Origin of the sequence: Succinimonas amylolytica DSM 2873 (assembly GCF_000378405.1) — a bacterium.
Lineage (GTDB): Bacteria > Pseudomonadota > Gammaproteobacteria > Enterobacterales > Succinivibrionaceae > Succinimonas > Succinimonas amylolytica.
Genome location: NZ_KB899642.1, coordinates 21683 through 39783, shown reverse-complemented (window position 1 = coordinate 39783; position 18101 = coordinate 21683). Strand labels below are relative to the sequence as shown.

The 18101-nt window shown below is 51.2% G+C and carries 14 protein-coding genes and 1 tRNA gene; 10 read left to right on the top strand and 5 right to left on the bottom strand.

From position 1 onward, the window contains the following. Positions 1–305 precede the first annotated feature (305 nt). The gene (locus F557_RS20685) at positions 306–1481 is read left to right on the top strand and encodes a metallophosphoesterase (RefSeq protein WP_019003491.1); all 1176 of its coding nucleotides are present in this window, start codon (positions 306–308) and stop codon (positions 1479–1481) included. Positions 1482–1518: 37 nt separating this feature from the next. Then, complete coding sequence (radA, locus tag F557_RS0117430; protein WP_019003490.1) at positions 1519–2913, top strand: DNA repair protein RadA; 1395 nt, start codon at positions 1519–1521, stop codon at positions 2911–2913. Between the two features lie 2 nt (positions 2914–2915). Here the strand turns inward: radA and F557_RS0117425 are convergent, their stop codons facing one another. Then, on the bottom strand, positions 2916–3779 hold the full coding sequence (locus F557_RS0117425) for an Rsd/AlgQ family anti-sigma factor (protein ID WP_019003489.1): 864 nt from the start codon (positions 3777–3779) through the stop codon (positions 2916–2918). Between the two features lie 380 nt (positions 3780–4159). On the opposite strand from F557_RS0117425, the gene F557_RS0117415 reads away from it, so the two are divergent. The 6 genes from F557_RS0117415 to F557_RS0117390 all read left to right on the top strand — a co-directional run bounded on the left by F557_RS0117415 (position 4160) and on the right by F557_RS0117390 (position 12119). Beyond that, the gene (locus F557_RS0117415; RefSeq protein ID WP_019003487.1) at positions 4160–4681 is read left to right on the top strand and encodes an RNA polymerase sigma factor; all 522 of its coding nucleotides are present in this window, start codon (positions 4160–4162) and stop codon (positions 4679–4681) included. Positions 4682–4715: 34 nt separating this feature from the next. Continuing rightward, positions 4716–5594 carry an HlyD family efflux transporter periplasmic adaptor subunit gene (locus tag F557_RS0117410; RefSeq protein WP_019003486.1) on the top strand — a complete coding sequence of 293 codons (879 nt, stop codon included), beginning with the start codon at positions 4716–4718 and terminating at the stop codon, positions 5592–5594. Positions 5595–5603: 9 nt separating this feature from the next. Beyond that, complete coding sequence (locus tag F557_RS0117405) at positions 5604–7886, top strand: peptidase domain-containing ABC transporter (protein WP_019003485.1); 2283 nt, start codon at positions 5604–5606, stop codon at positions 7884–7886. Next, positions 7879–10452, top strand: a complete 2574-nt coding sequence (locus F557_RS0117400; protein WP_019003484.1) for an ATP-binding cassette domain-containing protein — start codon at positions 7879–7881, stop codon at positions 10450–10452. The genes F557_RS0117405 and F557_RS0117400 overlap by 8 nt, the downstream gene beginning before the upstream one ends. Continuing rightward, positions 10449–11585: a type 1 periplasmic-binding domain-containing protein gene (locus F557_RS0117395; RefSeq protein ID WP_019003483.1), complete on the top strand. Its 1137-nt coding sequence runs from the start codon at positions 10449–10451 to the stop codon at positions 11583–11585. Before F557_RS0117400 ends, F557_RS0117395 begins: the two co-directional genes overlap by 4 nt. Before the next feature lie 225 nt (positions 11586–11810). Continuing rightward, positions 11811–12119 (top strand): hypothetical protein, encoded by a 309-nt coding sequence (locus F557_RS0117390; RefSeq protein WP_157617957.1) that lies wholly within the window; start codon positions 11811–11813, stop codon positions 12117–12119. Positions 12120–12232: 113 nt separating this feature from the next. Here F557_RS0117390 and F557_RS0117385 read toward each other — a convergent pair whose 3' ends face one another. From F557_RS0117385 to pyrB, 4 genes are all read right to left on the bottom strand, one after another. Continuing rightward, positions 12233–14764, bottom strand: a complete 2532-nt coding sequence (locus F557_RS0117385; protein WP_019003481.1) for a heavy metal translocating P-type ATPase — start codon at positions 14762–14764, stop codon at positions 12233–12235. Between the two features lie 93 nt (positions 14765–14857). Further along, positions 14858–15307, bottom strand: coding sequence for a hypothetical protein (locus F557_RS0117380; protein WP_019003480.1), 450 nt, complete (start codon positions 15305–15307; stop codon positions 14858–14860). 480 nt (positions 15308–15787) lie between these two features. Next, positions 15788–16255, bottom strand: a complete 468-nt coding sequence (gene pyrI / locus F557_RS0117370) for an aspartate carbamoyltransferase regulatory subunit (RefSeq protein WP_019003478.1) — start codon at positions 16253–16255, stop codon at positions 15788–15790. Between the two features lie 3 nt (positions 16256–16258). Next, the gene (gene pyrB / locus F557_RS0117365; protein WP_019003477.1) at positions 16259–17182 is read right to left on the bottom strand and encodes an aspartate carbamoyltransferase; all 924 of its coding nucleotides are present in this window, start codon (positions 17180–17182) and stop codon (positions 16259–16261) included. Between the two features lie 326 nt (positions 17183–17508). On the opposite strand from pyrB, the gene F557_RS0117360 reads away from it, so the two are divergent. Both F557_RS0117360 and F557_RS22490 read left to right on the top strand, forming a co-directional pair. Further along, positions 17509–17584, top strand: a tRNA-Trp gene (locus tag F557_RS0117360). Positions 17585–17776: 192 nt separating this feature from the next. Continuing rightward, the gene (locus tag F557_RS22490; protein WP_019003476.1) at positions 17777–17935 is read left to right on the top strand and encodes a hypothetical protein; all 159 of its coding nucleotides are present in this window, start codon (positions 17777–17779) and stop codon (positions 17933–17935) included. The last annotated feature ends 166 nt before the right edge of the window (positions 17936–18101 follow it).

Genomic DNA, 18101 nt, shown 5'->3' with positions numbered 1-18101 from the left:
GAGCGGGAGTGACGAGCCGGACGCTATGGACAGTATCTGCAGCAGGGCTCTCAGGCAGATTGAAGACCAGGCCTATGACCGGGAGCTTAAAAAAGCCTACCGGGTTATTCACAAGTACGGCATCGCCTTTTATAACAAAACCTGCCGGATTATCGGGGCCTAGCATTCTGAAATAACAGGGAGCAGGATCCGGGCGGTGTTACAACAGCTACGTAATGCCGCAAATCTGCCGAAAATGATAACAGGAACACCGGCTGCCTCATTTTCAGAGAGATGCGGTATACTGTCCCTCGTTAGTTTTGGGGATGAAATTTCTGCATATGGGGCTTGTCATATTATTTATTGCCTATCCGTCGTGTTTGATGGTGCTTTCCTGGTTTCTTCTGGTAAGGCCTCTGAACCTGCCCGGGAAATGGAGGTATCCGCTTCTTGCCGTCTATTTTGCCGGATGCTTCAAGGATCTTCTTACGAATATTACGGGAGGAGCAAATGTTGTTGCTCCCGAGGTTTCGTACCATATTGTTACCTGGATGAGCACCCTCAATATCACGGTGATAATATCACTGTTTCTGGCATTCTTCATTCATCTGGGCCGGCTGTTCTGGAAAATATCCCGTGGCGGTGCGAAGACGGTCAGCTTTCGGTTTATGTATCCGGTCATTACTGCGGCAGCGCTGGTACTGGCTGTTATCGGCCATGTGAATGCCGCAAGGATTCCGGAAATTCATAAATATACTTTTTTTGACGAGAGGTTTCCCCGCACTTCCAGGGGGTTTATCAGAGTAGTGCAGATTACTGATACGCATTTCGGTACCAGTGTAGGTCCGGAAAAGGCCCGGGAGACTGTAGAGCTGGTTAACCGGCAGGAACCGGATCTGATTCTGCTTACCGGGGACATCATAGACGGGAAGCCGGAGCAGTCCCGGGAGGAGGTTGCCTTTTTAAAGGATCTCCGGGCCGTTCACGGAGTGTTCGGTGTTCACGGTAATCATGAGTACTATTCGTATCCTGAGGAATGGGATCCTATCTGGAAGTCTTTGGGTATCACCATGCTGGAAAACGAAAATGTTCCTCTTATCATTGACGGCAAGACCGTACTTTATGTTGCCGGCATAAATGACAGACAGGCATTGCGGGTCAGGGAACCCGGATATGAAGGTCCGGATCCTGAAAAGGCTTTAAGAGGCATTCCTCCGGGGATTCCGGTGGTGCTTATGAGCCATCGTCCCGGAGAGTTTGACAAAGCAGCTGCCCTGGGTGCGGATCTGACCCTGTCCGGACATACTCACGGCGGGCATATCATTGGACTTGACCGGATTATTGCTCTTCTGAACGGCGGGTATGTTTCCGGTTATTACAGCAGGGGCAGGAGCCGCCTCATTGTAAGCAGCGGCACTTTTCTGTGGGGCGGTTTTTTCTGCCGGCTGGGGATTCCTGCGGGTGAAATCGTGGTAGTGGATCTGGTGCCTCAGGAGCGGTGAGCCGCCTAAGAATCTGGGGAAGGGAAACAGCAAGAAAATGGCTAAAAGCACATCGGTATTCGTATGCTCTTCATGCGGAGCGGAGCTTCCTAAATGGCAGGGACGCTGTCCGGAATGCGGAGAGTGGAACACCATTCAGGAAACTCTGGTTTCCGATAAGCCGCCTTTGCAGGTAAAGGCCGCCCAGGGCAGTCAGGGGCGTACCGGCAGGTTTTCGGGATTTGCCGGAGCCACGGATTCGGGAGCGGTAGATCTGGGGTCGGTGTCTCTTACACAGATCCCCAGAATCCATTCCGGTTTCGGAGAACTGGACCGGGTGCTGGGCGGCGGGATAGTTCCCGGATCCGTGGTACTTATCGGAGGAAATCCCGGGGCCGGAAAATCAACGCTTCTCCTGCAGATGGTGAGCTTTCTGGCGGCCAGCGTGAAGGTGCTTTATGTTACCGGAGAAGAATCTCTGCAGCAGGTGGCACTGAGAGCAGGGCGGCTGGGGCTTAATACCCAAAACGTCAGAATTGCCACTGAAACCGGGGTGGACAGAATTATTTTTTTGTGTGAAAAGGAAGCTCCCCAGGTGCTGATTATTGATTCCATTCAGGTGATGTACATGGATGGTATTTCCTCAGCGCCGGGCAGTGTTTCCCAGGTGCGGGAGAGTGCGGCAGCCCTGACCCAGTTTGCCAAAAGAAAAAATATTGCCGCCTTCATGATCGGCCACGTCACCAAGGAAGGAGCCCTGGCCGGTCCCAGGATTCTGGAGCATTGTGTGGACTGCTCGCTCCTGCTGGAAGGGGATCGGGATTCCCGTTTCCGGACTCTGCGCTGCCAGAAAAACCGTTTTGGGGCGGTGAATGAAATCGGCGTGTTTGCCATGGTGGATAAGGGGCTGCGGGAAATCGACAATCCCTCGGCGATATTTCTGAACCGGGGCGATCAGGTAAGTCCGGGATCGATTGTAATGGTAATCTGGGAAGGATCCCGTCCTTTGCTGGTGGAGCTCCAGGCTTTGGTGGACAGTACCCAGTACGGAAATCCCCGGAGACTTACCATCGGAACCGAGGCCAACCGGCTGGCCATGCTGCTGGCGGTGCTGCACCGGCATGGCGGGGTATCCATGGGAGATCAGGATGTGTTCGTAAATGTGGTGGGCGGTGTCAAGGTGGAGGAAACCAGCGCAGATCTGCCGCTGGTGGCAGCGCTGCTGTCCAGCTACAATTCCCGGGCGCTTCCGCGGGATATGGTGATTTTCGGGGAAATCGGACTTTCGGGAGAAATCCGGCCGGTGCAGAACGGGGCGGATCGTCTGACTGAGGCCTACAAACACGGGTTTAAGCAGGCTATAGTTCCAAAGGATAATGCTCCCAGAAAGAAAATCCCGGGGATGACAGTTTATCCTGTCTCCAGCCTGGCGGAGGTAATGAGCCTTATCTGATCCTAACTGATGAGATGTTCAAGATCCCTTTTCAGAAGATCCTCGTTCCCGTTGCAGTTATACTCCACGATGCGCCGGAGTTCGGTCATGCTGTCGATGTCTATGCTGGTGCAGATGACGCCGACTGATGTGCCCTCCACCCGGGCGATCCTTACCTCGAAGGTAATGGTGATTTCCGGACTGATGGAGATGTCCAGAGTGCCTTCATCGCCTTTTTTGACGATGCCGGGATCATGGAACTCGATAAGAGCGCTTTTTATCGAAATGTCCTTTACCGTTATTTCATACTGTCTGCCGTTTTTGAGGGTGAAGACTCCCGGGGACTTGTAGGCCACGCGGGAAAAATGTCTTTTCTCCCTGAGAGCCGGAGGCGCAGCAGCCTCGGACATGGTGTTGTCCATAATCTGGAGTGCTATCACCATGCGATCCTCATGCTTGAAGCGCACCTCCATAAGCTCCCCGATTCTGGTCAGAGCCTTGCGGATCAGGGGGACGTTTTTGTCGTTAAGCCCTTCTGAATACATGTCGTTAAACTGCAGGAGATGCTCGGTATTGTCCTCGATCCGGGGTACCAGTCTTCTGGCGATGGTCAGTCTGCGGTTGGAAACGTGTTCCATAATGGTCAGAATTTTAGGGTAGATTACAAAGTGCCCCCGGGTGAGGTAGTCCACCAGAGCCTGGCAGAATTCGTTAAGCTGTTTTCCGGCTTCTTCTCTGGTCAGAGATTTGGCGTCAAGCTCTTCTGGAATGCTAAGGATTTTGAAATAATCCACAATCAGCGTTTCGCGAACCCGAATCATGTCGTTTATCCACTGAAGATTTCCCTGAGATACCTGTTTTGTCCGTTCCAGAGTGGTTAACAGCATACAATTCTCCCCGTTATATCTTCAAATATCATTTGAGAACCCGTGCCTAAGAGTATATCTGAGAGTCGACAGGAATTTTGACGGTTTCATTGCAGTTTGAAGCTTAACCGGGCATTTTGATAAGGAAATGAGAAGAAAGTGGCATTCCGGAAACAATTTTTCAGAAAAGCGGCAAGTAGCGTGTTGAAAACACGGAGGCCAGAGGAAAATACGAGAAGATTCTCCGGAATGGTCAAAAGCACCAGGAGACCGTAATATCGCATAAACCGTGATTTTTCCGTGATAAAAACTCATTGTCTGAGGAATAGGTCTTTTGTTTTATGCAAAAGATGTGCATAATTATCGCGTTATCGAAGCTTACGGAGCAGCGGACACTAGCTATGATTAACGAAAAAGAGATGCAGGCTTATTATCAGGAAATTGCTCCCAGACTTACAAACTACCTTGTCTCTGACGGTACAAATTACGAGCAGGCTTGTGATATTGTTCAGGAATCATTTATCAGAGTCTGGCAGCATCGCGATAAACTGTCGGATAAGGACAGCATATCCGGTCTGGTTTTTCGGATCGCTAAAAATATCAGGATCGACAATTTCAGAAAATACCGTAAAGAGGTTCTTGTTGATGAGTACGAGGATTCTGTAGTGCCGACGGTGGAGGAATCTCATGAAAACAGCTCTGCCGACACGCAGTATCTGAGGAGCTGTATTGACAAGGCACTGAACAGTCTCAATAAGGATCTGAGAACCTGCTATACACTGTATAATGTAGGTGAAATGCCGATTAAGGATATTGCAGAGCTACTGGGAATATCCGAATCTCTGGTAAAGGTACGCATTCACCGTGCCAAGCTTTTTCTGGCCGAGAAACTGCAGTATCTCCGGGATCAGGGGGATTTTTAACGGCGGAAATATGAATATGTTCTGGAGCTGATTTGTGAAAAATTCTTCTCGGGATTCTGTGGGTATTCTAAAATGGCGGAGCTCTTCTGTCTCCGCTTTTTTTATTCTATTTTTCATAACTCTGGTGTTTATTCTGGGAGTTGTCTGGAGTTTTTCCGCCAGAATTACCGAAAGAGTTCAGGGCGAGGGGATCACTCTCCTGAGCGGCGGCATCAGAACTGTCTATGCTCAGGGTAACGGCCTTATGACCAACCTGAACGTCAAAACCGGATCTCTGATTACTCAGGACGAAATTATCGGCATTATCCACAATTCCGAGGACTATCAGAAATACGTTCTGAAAAGGAACGGTCCCCCTGGTGGCGATTCCGGTGATATCCGGCTCTTTTATGACCGTTACTGGCTTCGCAGTCCCCTGACCGGAAAGGTCATTGAAATATTTCAGGACGAGGGGACTTATGTCAAATCCGGGGATCCCGTTGCTATAGTGGCCTCCTCCCCTGAGGAAGGCATTTACCTTCTGGCGGTGTTCAGCGCAGAGAATTCCAAGAGAATCCGGGCAGGAATGAGTGCCTTCTTTTCACCCCGGGAGGCTCCTCCGTCCCGCTACGGCTATATCCGGGGGGTGGTGCGGGAGATCAGCGGCACCCCGGTAAATCAGGAGGCTATTGTCCAGGAGCTTTCCAACGAGTCTCTGGGCCGGGAGCTTTCCAGGGGGCGGGCCATGTACCGGGCTGTTATTCAGCTGGTTCCTGACAGAAATCATCCCAGCGGCTATTCCTGGACTTCGGGACAGGAGTTCCGGGATGTGATTGAGAACGGCGTTATGGGAGAGGTTACGGTAAATGTCGAGTATAAGCCGCCGATAGCCTATATTCTGCCTCATCTGGCAGATGTTCTGGGCCTGCGCTGAGGATTTGCTATGTTCGGAAGGCGCCTTTTCAACACCCCGGTGGTTTTGCAGATGGAGGCCCAGGAATGCGGAGCGGCTTCCCTGGCCATGATTCTGGGCTGGTACGGCATTTCCGAAAACCTGGACACTCTCCGCGAACGCTGTCATACAGGCCGGGACGGGGTAAAGGCCTCCACTATCCTTGCAGTGGCCCGGGAATACGGTCTTGAGGCCCGGGGGCTCCGGTCGGATATTGCCCATCTCAGAAATCTCCGGCATCCGGTTATTCTTTTCTGGCAGAGAAGGCATTATCTGGTTTTGAACGGTGTCAGCCGTGACGGGAAGAGGTTCTATCTTAATGATCCTGCCGAAGGAGAAAGAACGGTTCTCCTGGATGAGATGGAGCGCAGCTATTCCGGGGTGCTTCTGGAGTTTTCCGGCAGAAAAAGGCATTCTGCTGTTACGGAAAACGAGAATGTTATTTTTCGGTTCTGGAGATTTTTCGGGAGCTTCAAAAGTGATCTGGCGATCATATTCTGGAGTCTTTTGCTGTTTATTCCGACACTGTGCATATTTCCCTCGTTTATCAAGCTCTGGGCGGACAATGTTCTTTTGGGGAGCTCTAACTGGGCCGCGGGAGCGGGAGTGGCCTTCGGGACCATTTTTCTGGCTGAGGTTCTGGCTCTTGCCGTTTATATCCGTTTTTCTCTGGATCTGCAGTTTCGGCTCATCATCAGTAACTGTCACCGTTCTCTGAGATCTCTGTTCCGGCAGCCTCTGATGTATTTCCGACATCGGACTCCGTCGGGAATTCAGGGAAAGGTTCTTGCCAATATCATACTGGTACGTGAAAGCTTTTCCAGACTGATGGCCCCGTTCACCTTTATCTGCGCGCTGACCATGCTGATAACCGTTATGTTTCTGGTTAACCGGGAAATGACCAGCTGCATTCTGATCTTTGTTATTCTGGAGGGGAGCGTTATCCGTCTTCTCTGGGAGACCCGGATCCGGCAGGAAAATATTTTTCAGACCCGTCGCGACCATTATTACGATGCCGTATATCAGGGACTTGATATTTACAGGGATCTTAAGATTCTGGGACGGGAGGACGTGCTTTTTGACCGCTGGTCTGAGGAACTGGAGCAGCTTTCATGGTCTCTGGAGAATATACGGTTCAGAAATTCCCTGTTTCAGAGTATTTCCGGAGCCGGAGTGGTGCTTGGCAACGTGACGGTTATCGGCATTGGATCCTTCAGAGTGGTGTCCGGACAGATTTCCGTCGGGGATCTCGTGGTTTTTGTCCTGCTGCTACTGGGAATCTCCATAGCGTTTCGGGAAATAATCGCCATGAATTTAAAGTTCGATTCCCTGATGCCGGAGGAGATGCACATTGCGGATCTGGAGCATCTCAGAGATTCCGGGCGCTTCAGGGATGACCGGAAGCCGGAGAAGTCATCACCTGACAGGGATACAGAAAACGCTGCTGGAGAGGAAGCGGACAAAATTCCGGGGGCTGGTCCGGATCCTGTTATTGCTGCAGCGGACATTGTGAGGTCCCAGGATCCATTTCTCGGACCCAATGCTGCGCTGAAACTGGAACAGGTTTCTTTTTCCTACCAGGACGGAGGGTTTGAAATAAGGGACTTTTCTCTCAGTGTGGAACCGGGGCGGGTAGTGGCCATTGTCGGCGCCAGCGGTTCCGGAAAAAGTACGGTGGCCCGAATAGCGGCAGGGCTTTTAACTCCGGACAGCGGGCAGGTTTTTCTGGGTAAGTATCCTCTTTCTGAGATAACCCGGGAGGCTTTTTATTCCCATGTCGGATATACCGCGCAGGAAAGTCAGATATTTACCGGTACTCTGGAGGAGAATGTGACTATGTTCGCTCCCCTGGCAAATGTCTATGACTACTGGGGGGCACTCCGGGATGTGGGACTGGATGCCGAGTTTGTGGCCCGGGGGATTGGCAGCGCCACCAGAATTTCCGGCAGCGACGAATATCTTTCCGAGGGACAGCGGCACAGGCTTTCTCTGGCCCGGGCTCTTTACCGCCGTACACCGATTATTATTCTGGATGAAGTAACCGGGGCGCTGGATGCGGTAATGGAGCATAATATTTACCGGGCGGTGCGCCGGCGGCATTCCGGACTTATAACCATTACCCACAGACTGGCTCCGGTGCGTCATGCTGATGAAATAATTGTCATGGATCGGGGCCAGGTGCGGGAACGGGGAACCTGGGATGAGCTTATAAGGGCCGGAGGTCTTTTTAAATCCATGGTGATGTCGGAGAATCCGGAGGCCCTTAATGGCTGAAAACCGCATTAGCATCGGGGAGGGTACCAGGCTTTCCGAGGATTTTCCCTATTTCAGGAACGGCTTTCGGATACTGGAGGGGAGTCTGAGTGTTTTCTGCTCCTGTCTGGGGAATTCTGTTTTCCGTATTGGCACCATGGGAGCAGGTGATGCTCTCAAGAGATACGAGTTCGACGAGATGTTTAGGATCTCAGCTGTGGCAGAAACGGATCTGGAGCTTCAGCCATGCTCCGCGGAACTCCCTGACAGCGAATTTGAAGCCTCACTTACCGGAACCCTCTACCGGGAATATCCTGAAAGTCCCAGGATCATTACTCTTGCAAACTTTCCGGAGATGGTCTATGCGCTTACCGGCGAAAGGGAAAGCTTTGATCGGAGTCTTTCACGGCAGAACCGGATATTAACGGCCAGTGAAATCGGAATGCTTCTGGGGGAAGCTCCATGGCATGGCGCAGCCACAGAAAGCTCTGCACGCGGAGATGGCAGCGGTGAAGTATCCAATAAAAATGCCCTCCTGGGAATTGTCAGAGAAATTTGCGAGGAACATGGTCTTGAGGTTCACGACGGCTGGGGCGTGTTTGATATTCCGGGAATGTCTCTTGATGAGAGACTGAAGGCATTTGCGGAAATCAACGGTTTCCGGATGCGCAGACTCAGACTTTCCGGAAGTGTGATAAGAACCGATACCCGCTATCTGGTTTTCCGGAAAACTGAGGATGCCCGGAAAAGAATCCCCATGGTGCTGTCCTCCGCCGGCCGGTTTAACTGTCTGGATACCGGAATCAAGGGAGAGCGCCGGGAATTTTTTGCAAAATCCCGGATTCCGCCGCTGGATGATGAAGCTTATGAGTTCATGTTTCCGGAAAATGATGCCGGTACTGCTCCGGGGCTTTTCTCCGGCAGGAAAAACGGCTACCGGGTTATTCTGCTGCTGTTTCTGATCTCCGCTTTTCTGGTATATGGTCTGACGCCGTTTTTCATAGATTATTTTGTGTCCGACATTCTACCCTTTGGCGAACATGACGAAATATTCCGGAGTTTTATCTTCCTTTCGTTTCTTATTCTTGCCTGGGCCGGTTTTGAAATGATTCCCAGGATGCTTCTGGATATTGTTTCCGTCAGAAATGTGGAAAAACAGGGGCTTCGTGTTATGGACAGCTTTTTTGCCGGAGGGGCCGGAGCTGCCGGCAAGACCGGCAGAGGAGTTTTTATGAGAAGCCTGATTTATCCGGTAGCCGGAGCCGAAAAAAGCTTTGATTCCTCCTTTGCCATGTTTTACAGTTCCAGCGTCATTGTGGCGACGCTGTTTCCGATTTTTGCTATCGGAGGCAGCTGTGTCGGGGGCGGCTGTCTTGTTCTGGCCGGGATTATGGCGGCGATGGTTTATCTCGTGGTGATAAGGGCCATAGAAGTGGCCCGGGAGACACAGAAGCAGCGTGAAGTCTATCGCCGGGTTATCAGGGAGACCGCTCAGGGCATTGTCCATATCAGAGCCTGCAATGCCGAGGATAATTTTACCAGGATTTTTCTGAAGTCCTTTGTTCCGGGAATGAGATCGGAGCGTGATCTCCGGAGGAAAACCGCGATCTATCATTATGCGGTTTCGATTTTCCCGGTGCTGTCCCTGCCGGTGCTGCTGCTATTGATGTCGTTTTTCGGAAAGACTGATCTGTCGCAGAATCTGGCAGTTATGGCGGCCGGGTTCTTCTTTATCATGGCCGTGGTTAATCTGGTGGCCCATGTTACCAGGTGGCACTGCCGTGAACAGGACAGCCGCAACGATACGGCTGATTTCGGACGTCCGGATACCGGCAAGATTGTCAAAACTCTTGACGGGCATATAGAGGTTAAAAATATTTCCTTCCGCTATCCGGGGCAGGAGGAATACGTATTTAAAAATGTTTCTCTTGATATTCTTCCTGGGCAGTTTGTCGCGGTGGTGGGACCTTCCGGTTCCGGAAAAACCACTCTTATCAGACTTCTTCTGGGGGAGCTTGGTCTGGAAAGCGGTCAGATTTTCTGGGGCGGTCTGGGTCAGGGGGCCATTAACCTTCATTTTCTGAGACGGCAGGTGGGTACCGCGTTTCTGGACAGCACCGTTTTTGCGGGAACGATTTTTGATAATATTGCCATAGGAACTGCCGCGACAGAGGCGGAGGTCTGGAAGGTTCTGGATCTGGTATCCTTCGCTGCGGAGGTCAGATCCTGGCCCATGGGCATTCACACGGCAATCTCCCGGGATCGCATTTCCGGGGGACAGATGCAGAAGATCCTGATAGCCCGGGCCCTTATCGGAAAGCTCCGGGCGCTGATACTGGATGAGGCAACCTCGGCACTGGATACTATTTCCCAGGATCGGATTCTCAGCAATATTTCCAGAATGAATATTACCAGAATTATCACTACTCACAGAATGAGTACCGTTATCAATGCGGACAGAATCTATATTCTTGATAATGGCGGGATTCGGGATGCCGGGACCTATCGGGAACTTATGCACAGAAGCGGTTTTTTCAGGATGTTGGCTTTGGGGAAGAACAGGGAGAACATGGAGAACATGGAATGAAAGTATCGTTTATGATTCCAGTGCTTTACACCTCGCTGGTGGTGGCTGTCTGGACCTTTTTCGCCATGTCCGAGTATGCCCTTATTAACCGGGATTTTCAGGAGGAGTACCGGGATGCCAGAAAAGCCCGGGTCAGTGCGGCGGAAAATTTTATTATCGGAGTTCCCTACAATAGTGAATCCCCTACCTCCGTACAGGCGGTAAGTGATCTGGAAATGGCTCTGGACAAAATCAATGCCTCCGGCGGTATCATGGGCAAGCAGGCGGTTCTCAGAAAAGAGGGAAATGTCCGGAGCACTATTTCCTACTACGGCTACCTGGAAGAGGTGTGCACTCCCTTTGACACTGCGGTATGCATCGGTCCCTTTGATACCAGGCATCTGGTTTCGGGGCGGGCCATAACACATGAAAAGGCAGTGCCGTATATTTCTCCGGTGGCCGAAAAAGTCAACGGACTTCCGGCCCTGAGCGATGATAATTTTGTGGGATTTTATCCGGAGCTCCATTATTTCACGGATGCGGTGTATGACGATATTATCCGCAGGAACATCAGGAGTATCCTCTTTATCTGTCCGGATCGGGATTCCTACGGGGATCTGTTCTGCACAGATATTGAGTCCCGTTTTAAGGGGAAGTCGTTTATGGGGATCTACCGGGTTAACTATCTGTTTCCTTTGAATGAATCCCCCAGCGTGCTTTTGGATACCTATCTCCATAATCCGGAACTCGGGGCTATTGTTTTTGCCGGAGTTAACCGGGATATCAGCAATCTGGCCCGGATTCTCAGTGGCTACAATCTTCGGGTTCCGGTTTACACCACCAATGTTATTTCCGTAAAAACAGCCGGTGGTTACAGTGATATCTCCTGGCAGATACCGGTGCTGGAAATCGAAGGACGGGAGCTTAATATCACCGGAATTCCGGATACCGGAAATAACAGCTCCTATACCATACCGGAGCTTATTCTGAATACGCTTAAGAGAGTTCTGGACAGTTCGGAGTATGATCCGGCCACTCTTCCGGTCAGTCTGCGCCGCGAAATCCGGGAGATAAATGAAAATATCGACTCCCGGATGAGCATCCGTCTGGAGAGACTCCCGGCGAAGCGGGAAAAAGGTGCGAGGAGCAAGTAGTATAACCGGGACAGAGAATGTGTCCGATCCCGGAATACCCTGGCAAGGGAAATCCGAGGAGAGGCAGGAGTCTGCGGACAGGGGGCGGATCTCTCAATCGCAGGCTGAAAGGTGTCTGAATGTCTTTTGATGGGGATGCAGAGAAAAGTTGCAAAAGTTTGTAACTTTCCGGAAAATTGTACGTTATACAGACAGAAGCGGCTAATTTTTTCAGAGGTGAATGATATGAACAACGACATTGATTTTGTAGACAGCCTGGTACGCAAGGCTTATAAACATGAGGCTCCCAGATGTCCCGATTTTGCAAATATTGCTTTGGAGCCGGATACCGACCTTTGGGGTGAAAAGCAGGATAGCAGACAGAGCTTCCTTGGTTCTCTTATGAACCTCATAAAGAGCAAAAAGGACAGTGTTAAGAGCAGATTTGAAGAAATGTCGGATCGTTCCCTCGACGGGATCTGTGCTGCCGGTCAGGATGAGAAGCCTGATGATGAGGAGACCCGTGAAGCTGATGACGAACTGGACAAGAAGTAAGAATTCAGAAAACGAGAAAGCTGATTACCACTACCCGGAATGCTGAAGTTCCGGGTATTCGTTTTTAAAAAGAGCTGCAGCCGGTTTTATTGAGCTCCGTCCTCTCTCCCCTGTCAGATGGGACCGTTTTTTCCGGTAACGGCTTTAAGCTCGAAGCCGTTTTCGGTGATGGCTGTTTTCAGGGATTCTTTTGATATCTCCCGGGAAATGGTTATTATTGCCCATCCTTTTTTGTGGCTGACTCTGGCGGCGGTGATTTCTGGAAATGCCTCCAGTGCCTTCTGCACCGCCTGTTCGCAATGGCTGCATTTCATTCCCGAAATCCGGAGCAGGAGCTGGTTTTCCAGAAGCTCCGGCTCTCCGGCAATAATATTTCTGAAGATTCCTGTAATGTTCATTTTCCGCTGCCTCCCTGGATACGGAGAATAAAGATTGAGTCTGAGTGCATTTCCGACTACCGAGATACTGGAAAGGGACATGGCCAGCGCGGCAAAAGCCGGATTCATCTGCCAGCCCAGCCAGCTGTAAAAGCATCCGGCGGCCAGAGGTATCCCTGCAGTATTATATATGAATGCCCAGAAAAGATTTTCCCTGATGTTCCGGAGCACCTGCCGGCTGATTTTTATGGCGGCTACCAGAGATGCGGGGTCGGAGTTGAGAATTACCGCATCAGCGGCATCAATGGCTATGGCGGTTCCGGATCCCATGGCTATTCCCGCACCTGCGGTCTTCAGGGCTACGGCGTCATTGATGCCGTCTCCGGCCATAACTGTATGGTATTCCCGGTTAAATTCCCGGATTACGGCGGCTTTTTCCTCCGGAAGAAGTCCGGCCCGGTATTCCGAAATTTCGGTCATGAGGGCGGTTTTCCGGGCATTGCTTTCATTGTCTCCGGTAAGCATTACGGTTCTGATTCCCATGCCGTGAAGAATGGAAATCTGATCCCGGACGTGGTCTTTCAGGGTGTCGGCTGCCGTGAGGTATCCCAGGAGTATTTTGTCCCGGGAGAAGCACAGCACCGATTCTCCGCTGGCGGCAATTGAGCTCTCCAAATCTGCGGGAAAATCCGGAATTTCCTCCCGGATAAACCGGCAGGACCCCCCCCTGATGATATGTCCGTCAATTTCGGCGCGGATGCCGAGTCCTGGGGTGTTCCTGAAGCCGGTAATCTCCGGCTCCCTTTCCGGCAGATCTCCGGTTTCCCGGAGCATCTTTTCGGAATAGGCCGCCGCAGCTTTGGCCAGCGGGTGCTCGCTCTGCTTTTCCAGGGCCAGCACCGTTCTGAGAAAGTCAGGAAGACTGGTGCTTCCCAGGGCTGTTGCTCCGGTGATTGAGATCTCTCCGGTGGTCAGAGTCCCGGTTTTGTCAAGAAAGACGGCAGTTGCCCGGCCGGTATTTTCCAGTGCCGCAGCGTTTTTAAAAAGGATCCCGTGTCTGGCGGCTACTCCGGATCCGGTGACTACCGATACGGGAGTGGCCAGACCGAGAGCGCAGGGACAGCTCACCACCAGCACGGAAATTGCGGCGCTGAGTGCAAATCCGGCTGCAGCTCCGGAGAGCAGCCAGGCTGTAAGGGTGATGAGAGCACACAGCATGACCACGGGAACAAATATTCCGGCTATCCGGTCAGCAGTGCTGGCTATAGGAGCCCGGGAGGCCTGGGCGTTCTCCAGCAGGGTGATAATCTGGCTGAATACAGTATTTTTCCCGGTCTGTTCTGCCCGGCAGATGAGGCAGCCGTCCAGGTTAATGGTGGCGGCCTTAACCTGGGAACCGGCTTCCCGGTATGCCGGGAGGGATTCCCCGGTGAGCGCGGATTCGTTGACGGAGCCGGAGCCGGAAATTACGGTGCCGTCTGCAGGAATGCGGTGTCCCGGCCGGACAATAAAAATATCCCCCGGATTCAGGGCGGAGGCCGGAATGGTGCTTTCCTGTCCGTCCCTGACGATCACTGCGGTTTCCGGATTCATGCTGACAAGGCCCCTGAGGGCCTGGAGGGTTCTGTCCCTGCTTCCCGATTCTAAAAGCCGTCCCAGAGTTACCAGAGTAAGGATCATGGCGGTCGATTCAAAATACAGCGGTGCCGCGCCGGGATCTTCAAATAAGGAAATAATTCCGGATCTGGCAAGAAGGACCAGGCATGACCAGCCGAAACCGGCCAGGATTCCAGTGCTTACCAGCGAGTTCATGTCGGGGGCCAGCCGGAAAAGGGCCCTGAGTCCCCCGGAAATAATGCTCCTGTTTATAAAGATGATGAGTCCGGCAAGGAGTCCTTCGACTATTCCTGAAAATAGTCCGGAAGTTCCCGGAAGCTCCCGGAGCTCATCGGGCCCCCATACCAGACACATCAGGGGAAGCAGTGCTGCCAGACTTAATATCAGGCGATGTCTAAGATTTTGGGAAAGGGCGGCATGATCCGGGAGCATGGAGGTGCCGGAATCTGCCGGCACTGCCTGATAGCCGGCTGCCTTTACGGCACTGATGACGGCATCGGGAGTTATGTTTTCTGAGGCTTCTACCTTAAGGATTCCGGTAAGGAGATTTGCCTCGGCACGGGAAACCTCCGGGAGACGGGATACCGCACCGGTTACCCGGGATACGCAGGCGGCACAGCTCATCCCGGAAACAATAAATTTCTGATTCATAAAAATAACAGCGGGGAAGGAAGTTTCCGGATAATGATACCGGGAAAACGGGCCTCCGGTTATCCAGCAGGGGGCCGGAGGTCCGGGGAGAGACTAATTCTTTTTAGAGTCTTTTTCGTCAGCATCATCGTCGCTGTCAAAAAAGCGATCCCAGAGGGCTTCTCCGAAATCAAGAATATCCGCCCGGCCGTTCTTGTCTGCATCCCTGGTAGCGGCTGACAGCACTGAAAAGGTTTTGCTGACGCCGTTCTTGCGGGATTTAAGAGCGTTATAGGTGTTCACTGCGCTGTTAACCTCTGCGCGGGAAAAGCCCTGGGATTCTACCGCTCTTTTGAAGCGTTCCGTGGTGGACACACTGCGGCGGTCTCCGGTTTTTCTGATTTTACGCATCACCTCTCTGAAGATCCGTTCGTCTTCGGTAAGCTGTCTGGAGCTGCGTCCCGAGGTACGGGAACTGCTGCGGGAAGAAGATGATGTGGTACGTTTCTTCCGGATGGTTTTTCCGGCCATGAAGTCAATGATGGTTTTAAGAAGTCCTGCCATGGGAATGTTTTCTCCTGGTTATTAACAAGTCCGGGCGCTGGTGTCTATTGTACTGGCTTTTCCGGAAAATGCGCTGTTTTCAGTCACAATCGGAGGAATATTAAGCTTTTCCGGCGGGATTCTGGGAGGGCGGTTTGAGGCCGGGAATTAGTCCGGGGTACTGCTGCTACAGCGAAGAACCGGGGGTTGTCAGCAGTTTTTTGTGAATAACCTGTGTGTTTTGCGGGGTGTTATTGAAAATATTGCGGAGCTCCTCACGAAATGTAATAGCTGTTCACAATTTTGGTGTGAAAGGATGTGTTTAAATGTGGGAGAACCTGTGACCTGATTGTGGATAATTAGGAGTGCTTCTTTTTTAACCGCGGGGCTGTTCCGGGGCCTGGGGATTATGTCATGTCCTGTTATCATGCAAAAAAAAAGGAACGGCAGGCGTTCCTTTTAAGGAGTTCCGGGGGTTTCTTCCCGGAACTTTTGTGATGGTTATTTATAGCTGGCGACAATAGCCTTGTCGAATACCTTTTCGCAGTACCGGCATTTCAGGCGGATGCGGCCGTTCTGGTTCAGTACCTGGAAATTGCTTTCCGCGGTGGCATCGGCATGGGTGATGCAGTTGGAGTTCGGACAGGAAAAAATATGCTTGATCCGCTCTGGAAGGCAGAGTTTTCTTTTTTCCACAACCTTGAATTCCTGAATAATGTTCACAGTAGCGTCGGGCGCGAAAATTGCCAGCTGGTTGGCCTGATCCTCAGTAAGAGAAGCGTTTTCGATCTTGATGAGATCCTTGTGTCCAAATGCTTTGGAAGGCAGGTTGAAGCCGACAGTAATGGCCTGGTGGGTGTCCAGAAAGTGAAACAGCTTGAGAATCTTAAGAGCCTGTCCTGCCGGAATGTGGTCGATTACGGTTCCGTTTCTGATAGCTTCCACCTGGAGCTGAGTCTTGGCAGTCATTTGTTATACCTCCTCGTTAAGCACCAGAGACAGCAGGGCTTCTCTGGCGAACACACCGTTTCTGGCCTGCTGGAAGTAGCAGGCGTAAGGGGTCTTGTCAACCTCCGGCACGATTTCGTCAATTCTGGGCAGGGGGTGCAGGATCTTCATGTTCGGCCGGGCTCCCTGAAGAAGCTCCGGAGTCAGCACGTACTTTGCTCTGATATGCCGGTATTCGGTTTCGTCAAAGCGTTCCTTCTGCACCCGGGTCATGTAGAGGATATCCACATTGGGGATGATTTCCTCGAAATGACGGCAGATCTCAAAATGAATTCCGGCACGGTTGTAGTCGTCCAGAATGTAGTCGGGCATGGCCAGGGATTCCGGCGACATCAGGAATACATTGGCGTGGTAATGACAGAGCGCCTGCGACAGGGAATGGACGGTGCGGCCGTATTTAAGATCCCCTACGAACGCAATGCTGATATTGTCGATGCGCTTCTGGGTTTCATAGATGGTGAAGAGATCCAGCAGCGTCTGGGACGGATGCTGGTTGCTGCCGTCACCGGCATTAATAACCGGTACCGGGGAGATATCACTGGCCAGCCGGGCGGCTCCTTCCATATGATGGCGCATTACCAGAGCATCGGCATAGCCGGTGATGATGCGGATGGAATCGGCGAAGGTTTCCCCTTTTTTGATCATCGAGGTATTGGAGGCATCGGAAAAACCGATAACTCTGCCGCCGAGCCTTTGAATTGCCGTTTCAAAGGAAAGTCGGGTGCGGGTGGAGGCTTCAAAGAAGCAGCTGGCGATGATTTTGTTCTTAAGGAGGTCGGTACGGGGTTCGGCCTTAAGCTTCTGGGCGGTATTCAGAATGAGCTCCAGATCGTCGCGGTTAAGCTCGGAAATGGAAATGACGTGCTTATTATAGAGACTGTTTGGCATTGTCCTGTTCCTAAAACATGGCTTGACAGAAAACTGTCCATGGGGATGCAGAGCTAACCGGGAAACAGCTCCGGAGACGGGGTCTTCAGGTTTTGATTTCAGATTAGCGGTGCTATCTGAAAACCACATTATATATTGTAGGAAGCACTTTCAGAAATAAAAATGAGAAAATGTCTATGGTATCCTCAGAGAAACTATGGGAAACGGCAGGGCGTTACAAAATGTTACATACTTCAAAGTTTTTGGCTTTTTTGAAAAATTTTCAGGAAGTCTGAATTTATTTCTTTTCTTTTGAGTTTTTCCATGTATAATTAGCACCGTTCGCTAGGGGCATAGTTCTAATGGTAGAACAGCGGTCTCCAAAACCGACGGTTGGGAGTTCGAGTCTCTCTGCCCCTGCCACTTTCTCTTCATCTTTATCTTCATTACTTTCCAGTTTTTCCACTTTCTTTATTCTGTTCTGTTCCAGTGTTTTCTGTTTGATTCTGGCTTTATTCCGGACAGCATGGCTGTTTTCAGTTTTTCCTGGATTCTACGGTCTTTCACTATTCTCAGGGCAATTCCTGGGATTGAGTGACAAGGATCTGGTATTTGATGGATAATTCTTTGGATTGGGGGAAAATTTCTTTGGATTGGGGGAAATTTCTTTGGATTGGGGGAAATTTCTTTGGATTGGGGGAAATTTCTTTGGATTGGGGGAAATTTCTTTGGATTGGGGGAATTTTTCTTTGGATTGAAGGAGGATTCCTTTGAATTTGGTGGAGAGATCCGAGAGGGACAGAAGAGGGAATCCCGGGCCTGATAATGACGTTACCGTCCTTATTACCTAAACTCTCTGGTAGAGTATGACTAAACCATCCTAGCTGTCATTTCAAAGTTATCGTTCCCTATTCCCTCTAACCCACGTCATCCTTTACAA